The sequence below is a fragment of the Streptomyces sp. NPDC059564 genome, from assembly GCF_042735575.1.
Classification (GTDB): domain Bacteria; phylum Actinomycetota; class Actinomycetes; order Streptomycetales; family Streptomycetaceae; genus Streptomyces.
On sequence record NZ_JBHWBP010000307.1, the window covers coordinates 1 to 9,286 of the forward strand.

Genomic DNA, 9,286 nt, shown 5'->3' on the forward strand with positions numbered 1-9,286 from the left:
AGGGCCGCAAGGCCGTCGACGAGGTCCAGTCCGGTGAGATCGCCCTGCCCGAGGTCGACGAGGAGTGGGTGACCGTCCCGGGCGGGCCCACCGGCTCGGTCCGCGCCCGGATCGTCCGCCCGGCAGGGGCATCGGGCCCGCTCCCGGCGATCGTCTACATCCACGGCGCGGGCTGGGTGTTCGGCAACGCCCACACCCACGATCGCCTCGTACGCGAACTCGCCGTGGGAACCGGCTCGGCCGTCGTCTTCCCCGAGTACGACCTCTCTCCCGAGCACCGCTACCCGGTCGCCATCGAGCAGAACTGGACCGTCGCCCGCTGGATCGTCACCGACGGCGCCGAACACGGCCTGGACGCGACCCGGATCGCGGTCGCAGGGGACTCGGTCGGCGGCAACATGAGCGCCGCCCTGACCCTGATGGCCAAGGAGCGCGGCGGCCTGGACCTGCTCCAGCAGGTCCTGTTCTACCCGGTCACCGACGCCGCCTTCGACACCGGCTCCTACCACCAGTTCAGCGAGGGCTACTTCCTGCGCCGCGACGGCATGCAGTGGTTCTGGGACCAGTACACCGCTGACGAGGCCGAACGGGCCGAGATCACCGCCTCACCGCTGCGCGCCACCACCGAGCAGCTCACCGGCCTCCCGCCGGCCCTGGTCATCACCGCCGAGGCCGACGTACTGCGCGACGAGGGCGAGGCCTACGCCAACAAGCTCCGCACCGCCGGAGTCCCCGTCACCGCCGTGCGCGTCCAGGGCATCATCCACGACTTCGTCATGCTCAACGCCCTGCGCGAAACCCACGCCGCCCAGGCCGCCATCAACCTCGCCACCAGCACCCTGCGCACCGCACTCGGCACCGCCTGAGCGGCCCGGACCGCGGCGGGTGCGGCGTCGACGCCGTACCCGCCGCATCGCGGCACCACGCCCCGCAGGGGCATCGTGTCGGAGGTCCAGTCGACGACGTTGCTCACCCAGAACCTGCGTACGCCGCAGCGCTACGGCCTCATCGAGCGGACGGTGTACCCCGTCGTAGCGCCACGGGTCGAGTACACCCTCACCGACCCGGGCCAGGCCCTGCGGGCGCCAAGGACCTGCTGCCCCCGACGAGGAGACGGAGCGCCACACCTGGCCCTCGGCGCATGACCGTCTGCCGAGCCGGCGACCAGGGTCCAGGTGGGCAGGGGACACCTCCGTCGACACTCGCCCGGCACCCTGTTGCGGCGTGTAGGGCGTGCGCCGGGCCGGGTCGGGCGCAGGATTGCCGCCCGCGCGGCGGCTGTTCAGCCGAAGTAGTGGCCCCTGTCCAGGTCTCCGATGAGGCCCGGCTGTGTCGGCTGCCATCCCATCAGCTCGCGGGTGAGCGCGCTGGAGGCCGGCTGGTCGGCCGCGAGGACGGGGGCCAGCCAAGCGAAGTGCTCGGCTGCGTCCTCAGGGGAGACGGGTGCCACGGGCAGGTCGAGTTGGCGGCCGATGACCTCGGCGATGCCACGGAGGGGAACACCCTCGTCCGCGACGGCGTGCAGCGTCGATCCTGCGGGCGCCTTCTCCAGCGCGAGGTGGAACAGGTGTGCGGCATCGAGGCGGTGTACCGCGGGCCAGCGGTTGGCTCCGTCGCCGAAGTAGCCGGAAACTCCCTTGTCACGGGCGATGCGGACGAGAGCCGCGATGAAGCCGGGGTCCCCGTCGCCGTGAACGGTCCTGGGCAGCCGCACGACCGAGGAGCGGACGCCGCGGGAGGCCAGGGAGAGCACCCACTCGGAGGTGGCCGCCCGGGCCTGTGGGCCGGCGGCCTGGGCCAGGTCGAGGCCATGCCCGTCGGCTTCGGTCACCACGCGTCCATGTTCCGCAGGTGTCCCGGAAGCGATGACGAACGGTCGGCCGGTATCCGCGAGCGCCTCGCCGATCGCCTGGACGCCGCGGCGGTCCGCTTCTGCTGCGCCCCGGAAGTCCCCCGAGAAGGCGATGTCGTGTTTGAAGGCAAGGTGGATCACTCCGTCCGATGCAGCAGCCGCGCCGCGCAGGATGTCGAGGTCGTCGAGAGTGCCGCGGACCGCCTCGGCCCCGCCTGAGGCGAGAGTGGTGGCGGAGGCGTCAGAGCGGGCGAGCCCCACGACCTGATGACCCGCGCCGGTGAGCGCGGGCACGACGGCGGAGCCGATCCAGCCGGACGCACCGGTGACGAAAACACGCATGTGAAAGGCCTCCTCGATGGGGCACCCGCCCGTGCCGCGGGAGGGTGCAACCCAGGGCGATGACAGTGACTGACATCGAGACTACATCTGACGCCAGTCACTGTCATCGCATAGGATCGGTCGCATGGGTCGATGGAAGCCAGACGCGCGCGGACGGCTGGAGCAAGCTGCGCTGGAGCTCTACGGTGAGCGGGGGTTCGAACTGACCACCGCAAAGGAGATCGCCGAGCGGGCGGGACTGACGGAGCGGACATTCTTCCGGCACTTCGCCGACAAGCGCGAGGTCCTGTTCCCTCACGCGAACCCGCTGCGGGAGTCCCTGGTCACCGCCCTCGACGCCGTCCCCGATGCGGCGGCGCCGATCGAGGCGGTGGCCGCAGCCCTTCAAAGCGCCTGCGGCCTGTTCACGGAACGCCATGAACTCGCCCGGCAGCGCCAAGCCGTCATCGACGCCAACACCGAGCTCCAGGAGCGCGAACTGATCAAACTCGCTTCCCTGGCCTCCGCCCTGGCCGAGGCGCTGCGCCGACGCGGCGTCACGGACCCGGCCGCGATCCTGGCCGCCGAGGTCGGTGTCGCCGCCTTCAAGGTCGCGTTCGGCCGCTGGATCAGCGAGCCCGACCAGCAGGATCTCTCGCGCCTCGTCCGGGACTCACTGGAGGAACTCAAGGCCGTGACCGCGGGCAAGTGATCATCGACGCCGGGCCGGTCGGGCGCCCGTGTCTCCGGATGCGCATTCTCGTCTTGGCCTTGGGGAAGGCCGAGGCCAAGAACCGACCCAGGGCGAGGAATTGAGGGACCGGGAAGACCGCGGACCAGTCGTGGTCGGCGTACGCGTGGCTCATCGGATCGGTTGCGGCGTTGGCGTAGCGGCGGGCCAGGTACGCGAAGGCGTTCGTGAGCTCGGATGGGCCGACGCCCTCGATGTCGGCATCGAAGCGGCCGATGCCCGGCGGCCAGGGCGGGCCATGACCAGGAGCCCAGGACAAGCCGGGAGGCGTCGGCGAAGCCGGTGGCCTCTCCCCTGTTCTTCGGCCGGCCCGCCGCTGTCCTCACTGGTGATCACTCTCACCAGCGCGTTCCTGATGGCGGCGCTGAAGATCGACTCATTGACGGACGCCCTTGTGTTCGGCCTTCCCCCGCCCGCTCCAGTACGCGCTCGTCTCGGGCGGCTACAACCTCGTCGGAAGCGTGCTCGTCAGCACGGTCCTGGTGGTGATCTAGCCGTTCAGGTGGGCCAGGAGGAGGTTGGGGTCCTTCGCCGTGACGTACGCGGCGCTCAGGACGTAGGCGGTGTCGCCGCGCAGGGCGATGGAGGTGGGGTTCTGCAGGCCGTCGGCGGCGGTCAGGACGGTGGAGTGGGTGCCGTCGGGCTGGACGAGGGCGACCTCGCCGGGGCCGTTGAGGGCGGCCAGGATCTGGTCGCCGTGGCCGGTGAAGGCGAAGTCGTCGATCCCGGCCAGGCCGGTGGCCCGGGTCTGGACCGGGCCTGCGCTGCCGTCGCGCTGGACGGGTATGCGCAGGACGGTGCCCCGGTCGAGGTTGGTGACCCACAGCGCCCCGCCCCGGATCTTCAGGCCGTTGGCGCCGAGGAATCCGGTGGAGGTCAGCTCGGGGGCGGTGGACCAGGTGCGGGGGGTGCCGCCGGTGGTGGGCACGCTCGTGACGGTGCCGAGGACGGAATCGGTGATGTAGAGGGTCCGGGTGTGCGGGTCAAGGGCCAGGCCGTTGGGCAGGCCGGCGGCGGGGAGCGCGGCGATGCGCTGCGGTGCGCCGCCGGGGCGCAGGCGCCACAGGCCGGTCAGGTCGGCGGTGCCGGTGGCGTACAGGAAGTACAGGGTGCCGTCGTGCGCGCGGACGATGCCGGTGGTCAGGGCGAAGCCCAGGACCGGGGTGTGGATGCCGCCGTCGGCGGGTGCGGGCAGGGTGGCCAGGATCCGGGTGGATCCCCCGGGGGTGATGCGGGCGACCTGGCGGGCGGCGGCGAAGGTGACGTACGCGCTGCCGTCGGGGGCCAGGGCTATGTTCTCCGGCGTCTGGTGCCGGGCCAGGTCGAAGTGCGCGGCGATGCGCGCGCAGCCCAGGGGGGCGGAGACGGCCGACGCGACGCCGGGGCCGGCCGCGACGACCGCTGCCGCGGTCAGTACGACGGCTGCCGTGGCGGTCTTGGACAACGTGTGCTTGCTCTTGAACATGGTTCCTTCACTGTTTTCGGGCATGCGGCAGCGGTACGCCGACGCGGGGGGGAGTTGGCGGTTTGGCTTCGGGGGCGGCCGGTGGGCGGGCGCTCGCGGATGTCTGCCGGCGTCCGATGGTGTGTGTCGTCAGCCGGAGCCGGAGGCGGCCCGGGTTCCCGGTCGCGCAGAGTCGTACTGCGGGCTGACCTGGGCGAGCAGGGCCAGCGTGGTCCGCGCGGGCGAGTCGGCCTCGGTGGTGGCGACCACGATGTTCTGCCCCTGGTCCTGGTCCTGGCCCGGGCCCTCGATCAGGGTCTGCTGGGTGACGGTCAGCGGGCCGACCAGCGGGTGCCGCATCTCGTAGGTCGCGACGGCGCACGCCGTGACGCGGTGGTCGGCCCACATCGAGGCGAAGTCCGCGCTCTTCGCGCTCAGTTCACCCACCAGCGCGTGGAGCGCGGTGTCGTCCGGGTACCGGCCCGCCACCAGACGCAGATTCCCCACCACCGCCCTGGCCTTGGCCGGCCAGTCGGCGTACAGGGCACGGGTGTGCGCGTCGAGGAACACCAGCCGGGCCATGTTGGGCCGCTCCGCCGGCCGGTCCGGGGCACCGGGGTCCAGGTGTCCGGCGAACAGCGCATGGCCCAAGGTGTTCCATGCCAGGACGTCACCGCGGCGGCCGGTCACGATCGCCGGGACGTGGACCAGTACCTCCAGCAGTTGGCCGGTCGCCTCCGTCACCCGTTCCGGGGCGGGCCGGCGGCCTCGGCATGGGCCCGTGGCCGATGACCGGGCCAGGTTGTGCAGGTGCAGGCGCTCGGCCTCCTCCAGCCGCAGGGCCCGGCCTATCGCGTCCAGCACCTGTGGTGAGGCGTTCAGGGACTGCCCCTGTTCCAGCCGGGTGTAGTAGGAGACGCTGACACCCGCCAGCGAGGCCAGCTCCTCGCGTCGAAGACCCGGCACGCGGCGCCGCTCCCCGTAGTCGGGTATCCCGAGATCCTCCGGTTGCAGCTGGGAGCGCCGCGTCTGCAGGAACTCCCCGAGCCGCTCTTTTCCGTTCATGGATCCGAGTATGGGCCGGGCCCGATCGCACAGCCTGACCCTGGCGTGGATAGGCACCAGCGGGTCTGGCTCCCCGGCGGGAGCGGTGGTGACGTGGGCGTCGCCGACATGGCACCACCCCACCCGTCCAGGAGGACGCTTTGAGCGCCACCACCAGCGAACACGACCTCTTCGAGGTCCTGGACGCATCGGATTTCACCTTCACCCGGCGCGCCTGGGTCGATGCCGCGCCCGCCCGGGTCTACGACCTGGTCAGTGACGTATCCGCCATCGGGCGCTGGAGCCCCAACGCGAGCGAAGTCACGTTCGACCAGGGCTCCGGCCCCCGGGTCGGAGCCTGGTTCAGCGGCCGCAACCACAAGGACGGCAGGCAGTGGACCACCCGCTCCCAGGTCGTACGGGCCGACCCCGGCGCCGCCTTCGCCTTCGTGGTCGGCGGCGCCGAGGACGGCATCGTGCAATGGAGCTGGACCTGCCGCCCACGGGGACGTGGAACCGTCGTCGAGCAGTCCTGGCAACTCCTGCGCCTCGACCCCGTGCTGGGCGCCACCCGCGGCGACCTCGACGCCCTGCGCCACTACATGACGAACAGCGTCGAAACCACCCTGCTCTCCCTCGCCCAGTGGATCGCCGAAACACCGGCCGCGTGAACGGCCCCCCGGGTCGGTACACCTGGACCGTCTCGCGATCCGCAGGAACTCCACGGCCCGCTGCAGCAACCACCACGACCGGCCGCCGGTGATCACCGACGACATACCGCCCCCCTGACTCCGCCGTCGGGTGAACGGCGAGAGTGTCCAGGGCATACAGCCCGACCCGCTCGTCCCCACCGGCCGCCGCGAGAGACCCTCAACCCCGGCAGCAGGACGTCAGCGACCCGAACACCACCCAGCACACCAAAACGATGCCCGACTACCCCCAGATTGGCGACCGAGCCCAGAACCTGAGCCAGAACCCGAGAGCAGGTGTCAGCTGCCGCAGGCCCTTCCCCGGGCCTATCCGTCACTGCCCGGTCCGGTTGGTGACGGGCTATTGAGAGGCGGTCGGTGGTGCGAACAGTGCCTGGACGGTTTCGGTGGCCAGGTCTCGCAGCCAGGCGTGGGCGCGGTCTTGGTCGTAGCGCTGGTGCCACAGCAGGTACAGGGGGACATCGGGCAACGGCAGGGGCGGCGGCAGCGTGGCCAGGCCGAGCTGGTCCCGGGCCGCGCGGGTCACCGCGTCGGGGAGGGTGGCGACCAGGTCGGTGTCGAGGGCGAGTTGCAGGGCGAAGGCGGCGGTGGGCCCGGCGGCGACGACGCGGCGTTCGAGGCCGCGTGCGGTCAGGGCGTCATCGATCTGGTCGCGCAGGCGTCCGCGCCGCGAGACGGTGAGGTGTTCGGCGGCTGCGTAGCGCTCTGGGCTCAGCGGACCTTCGGTGAGCGGGTGTCCCGGGCGTACGGCGACGACGAGCCGGTCCCTGCCGACGAGGCGGTGGCGGATGTCGGGGAGCGTCGGAGCGCTGGAGCTTGATTCGAGGTCGACCTCGCCTCGGCGCAGCTCGGGGGTGTCCGTGCCGGGTTCGGCGGGCAGGCGCAGCTGGACGCCGGGAGCCTGGCGGTGGACGGCGGTGATCAGGGCGGTGCCGCAGGCGGCGGTCAGGGCGTCGTGCCAGCGCACGGTGAACACCCGGTCCAGAGCCGCCAGGTCGAGTTCCTGCTGCGCGGACAGAAGTTGGTGGGCCTGCTGCACGAGGGCGTGGACCTGGGCACGCATGGCCAGCGCGCGGGTGGTGGGAACCATGCTGCGCCCGGTACGGACCAGGATCTGGTCACCGGTGGCCTTGCGGATGCGGCCCAGGGAGCGACTCATCGCCGGAGAGGTGACGTGGAGGCGGGCTGCCGCGCCGGCGACGCTCCCCTCTTCCAGCAGGGCGTCCAGGGCCGTGAGCAAGTTCAGATCCAATTGCATGGGAGTAACTCTACAAGTGATAAGCATGCACTTGTTGTTAATGATCAGGCGGCCTACCTTCGAAGTGCGGGTGCGGCACAAGCCGCCCCGCTTCTACCGATCCCAGGGAAGCCCATCATGAGCACACCCATGCCTTTCGACGCCGGTACGACGCTCCTGCCCGACGTGACCGCTGCGGTGAAGGCCGCCGGCATCACGCTGCGCGACCGCTACACCTCGCACGCCCGGGGCGTGAGTCTGGAGGAGGTCGTGGGCGAGATCCACGCCAACGACGACGCGGTGCTGGACGTGCTGAGGGAACCGCTGCTGCGGGCCCGGCAAGGGTCGCAGTGGGCCGAGGACGAGCTGGCCGGCGGCGCGCTCCCGCCCGGGGAGTGGTGGGTCGTCGACCCGGCCGAGGGCAACATCAACCACGTCCACGGCCTGGAGGACTGGGCCGTCACCGCCACCCTGGTCCGCGACAACCAGCCGGTACTCACCGTCGTCCACCTGCCGCTGACCGGCGACACCTACACCGCCGTCGCCGGCGGCGGTGCCCGCCTCAACGAACGACCCCTGAAGGCGTCCGCCAAGACCGACCTGGGCGCCGCCCTCATCGGCACCGGCCAGGCCAAGCCCGGCGAGGACGAGCGCACCTTCCGGCGGATCGGTGACTCCGTCACCGCCATGCTCATCAACGGCCTGGTCGTGCGCGTGTCCGTTCCCGCCACGATGCAGCTCATCCACGTCGCCGCCGGACGCATGGACGCGTTCTGGCAGTTCTCCGACGTCCGCTCCGGCCTGGTCGCCGGCGCCCTGCTGGTCTCCGAGGCCGGAGGCACCGTCACCGACCTTGCGGGCGAACCCTGGAACACCGGCAGCCGCGACTTCCTGGCCGCCGCCCCCGGCATCCACACCGCCGCCCGCAAGGTCCTCTCGCCGATCGCCTGACCGGACGTCTCCGCTTTTCCCCACCCGATACCGCAAGGAGCATCACCTCATGACCAACATCGGCATCCTGGGCGCCGGCCGCGTCGGCACCAACCTCGCCAGCAAGCTCTCCGAGGCCGGACACCACGTCATCCTCGGCCGCCGGAGCCCGACGGAAGAGACCACAGCGGCTGCCGAAGGCACAGGCCCCCGCGTCTCCTTCGCCGACCAGCGCACCACCGCCCGCACCACGGACATCGTGATCAACGCGACGCCCGGCGACAGCGCCCTTGACCGCCTCACCGACCTGCGAACCGAACTCGCCGGCAAGATCCTCATCGACGTCTCCAACGCCACCCACGACGCCGCTGACGGCCTGCCCGGCGACCTGTGCTATCCCGGCAGCAGCCTCGGCGAGCAGCTCCAGGCCGCCCTCCCCGACACCCATGTAGTCAAGACCCTCAACACCATGCTGTTCATGGTCATGACCGCTCCCGAAACCCTGGCCACCCCACCGACCGCCTATCTCTCGGGCAACAACGAACACGCGAAGAGGACCGTCACCGGCCTGCTCGGCGACCTGGGCTGGCAGCCCGAACGGATCGAGGACCTCGGTGACATCACCACAGCCCGCGCCACCGAGGCCATGGTCCTGGCCGTGCCCCACATCCTGCGCCGACACGGCTTCAAGCCCTTCGCCGTCTCCCTCGCCCGCTGATCCACCAAGACCGGGTTCAGACCAAAACCAGGTAGCGGGCTCGTGCGAGGCAGCTGGGGGCTGGGGGCTGGGTGCCCGCACGAGGTCTTCCCTGGCCGGCCGGGAGGTGTCGGCGAGGCGCCGGCATTCGGCGAAGTGGTCGTAATCGCCGGGACGGCGCGGCCGCCGCGGCGGGGCGCCGGGTCAGGGGAGGGTGCCGCCTTCGCCGGAGGCGCTGGCGCGCCCGCCCCGCCCCGCCTGTGATCACCGCGCGGTTGTCCGGGCTGCCCAGCAGGTAGA

Annotated in this window: 9 protein-coding genes and 2 pseudogenes; 6 read left to right on the plus strand and 5 right to left on the minus strand. The window is 71.5% G+C overall.

The window, feature by feature from the left end; genetic code table 11:
- Nucleotides 1–866: alpha/beta hydrolase (locus tag ACFV0Q_RS32835; RefSeq protein WP_385010347.1), on the plus strand; the 866-nt coding region annotated here is incomplete at its 5' end.
- 72 nt (nt 867–938) lie between these two features.
- A pseudogene (locus tag ACFV0Q_RS32840) lies at nt 939–1,082 on the plus strand (winged helix-turn-helix transcriptional regulator); the annotation flags it as partial.
- 200 nt (nt 1,083–1,282) lie between these two features.
- On the opposite strand, the gene ACFV0Q_RS32845 reads toward ACFV0Q_RS32840, so the two are convergent.
- Nucleotides 1,283–2,194: an SDR family oxidoreductase gene (locus ACFV0Q_RS32845; protein WP_385010349.1), complete on the minus strand. Its 912-nt coding sequence runs from the start codon at nt 2,192–2,194 to the stop codon at nt 1,283–1,285.
- Between the two features lie 124 nt (nt 2,195–2,318).
- Between ACFV0Q_RS32845 and ACFV0Q_RS32850 the strand changes: the two genes are divergently transcribed.
- Nucleotides 2,319–2,885: a TetR family transcriptional regulator gene (locus ACFV0Q_RS32850; RefSeq protein ID WP_385010351.1), complete on the plus strand. Its 567-nt coding sequence runs from the start codon at nt 2,319–2,321 to the stop codon at nt 2,883–2,885.
- A 157-nt stretch (nt 2,886–3,042) separates the two neighbouring features.
- On the opposite strand, the pseudogene ACFV0Q_RS32855 reads toward ACFV0Q_RS32850, so the two are convergent.
- The 3 genes and pseudogenes from ACFV0Q_RS32855 to ACFV0Q_RS32865 all read right to left on the minus strand — a co-directional run.
- Nucleotides 3,043–3,196 (minus strand): annotated as a pseudogene (locus ACFV0Q_RS32855) (transcriptional regulator); the annotation flags it as partial.
- A gap of 218 nt (nt 3,197–3,414) precedes the next feature.
- A complete protein-coding gene (locus tag ACFV0Q_RS32860) occupies nt 3,415–4,389 on the minus strand; it encodes an SMP-30/gluconolactonase/LRE family protein (protein ID WP_385010353.1) in 975 nt (324 codons plus the stop codon).
- A 129-nt stretch (nt 4,390–4,518) separates the two neighbouring features.
- Nucleotides 4,519–5,433: a helix-turn-helix domain-containing protein gene (locus ACFV0Q_RS32865; protein ID WP_385010356.1), complete on the minus strand. Its 915-nt coding sequence runs from the start codon at nt 5,431–5,433 to the stop codon at nt 4,519–4,521.
- Between the two features lie 140 nt (nt 5,434–5,573).
- On the opposite strand from ACFV0Q_RS32865, the gene ACFV0Q_RS32870 reads away from it, so the two are divergent.
- A complete protein-coding gene (locus tag ACFV0Q_RS32870) occupies nt 5,574–6,083 on the plus strand; it encodes an SRPBCC family protein (RefSeq protein WP_385010358.1) in 510 nt (169 codons plus the stop codon).
- Nucleotides 6,084–6,462: 379 nt separating this feature from the next.
- Here ACFV0Q_RS32870 and ACFV0Q_RS32875 read toward each other — a convergent pair whose 3' ends face one another.
- The gene (locus ACFV0Q_RS32875) at nt 6,463–7,380 is read right to left on the minus strand and encodes a LysR family transcriptional regulator (protein ID WP_385010359.1); all 918 of its coding nucleotides are present in this window, start codon (nt 7,378–7,380) and stop codon (nt 6,463–6,465) included.
- 117 nt (nt 7,381–7,497) lie between these two features.
- Here ACFV0Q_RS32875 and ACFV0Q_RS32880 point away from each other — a divergent pair, with 117 nt between their 5' ends.
- Both ACFV0Q_RS32880 and ACFV0Q_RS32885 read left to right on the plus strand, forming a co-directional pair.
- On the plus strand, nt 7,498–8,310 hold the full coding sequence (locus tag ACFV0Q_RS32880) for an inositol monophosphatase family protein (protein WP_385010361.1): 813 nt from the start codon (nt 7,498–7,500) through the stop codon (nt 8,308–8,310).
- A gap of 49 nt (nt 8,311–8,359) precedes the next feature.
- A complete protein-coding gene (locus tag ACFV0Q_RS32885; RefSeq protein WP_385010363.1) occupies nt 8,360–9,007 on the plus strand; it encodes an NADPH-dependent F420 reductase in 648 nt (215 codons plus the stop codon).
- The last annotated feature ends 279 nt before the right edge of the window (nt 9,008–9,286 follow it).

Bases quoted from the DNA above. Each gene is read 5' to 3' on its own strand.
- ACFV0Q_RS32845 (WP_385010349.1), bottom strand. From the start codon at position 2,194: ATGCGTGTTTTCGTCACCGGTGCGTCCGGCTGGATCGGCTCCGCCGTC.
- ACFV0Q_RS32850 (WP_385010351.1), top strand. From the start codon at position 2,319: ATGGGTCGATGGAAGCCAGACGCGCGCGGACGGCTGGAGCAAGCTGCG.
- ACFV0Q_RS32860 (WP_385010353.1), bottom strand. From the start codon at position 4,389: ATGTTCAAGAGCAAGCACACGTTGTCCAAGACCGCCACGGCAGCCGTC.
- ACFV0Q_RS32865 (WP_385010356.1), bottom strand. From the start codon at position 5,433: ATGAACGGAAAAGAGCGGCTCGGGGAGTTCCTGCAGACGCGGCGCTCC.
- ACFV0Q_RS32875 (WP_385010359.1), bottom strand. From the start codon at position 7,380: ATGCAATTGGATCTGAACTTGCTCACGGCCCTGGACGCCCTGCTGGAA.
- ACFV0Q_RS32880 (WP_385010361.1), top strand. From the start codon at position 7,498: ATGAGCACACCCATGCCTTTCGACGCCGGTACGACGCTCCTGCCCGAC.
- ACFV0Q_RS32885 (WP_385010363.1), top strand. From the start codon at position 8,360: ATGACCAACATCGGCATCCTGGGCGCCGGCCGCGTCGGCACCAACCTC.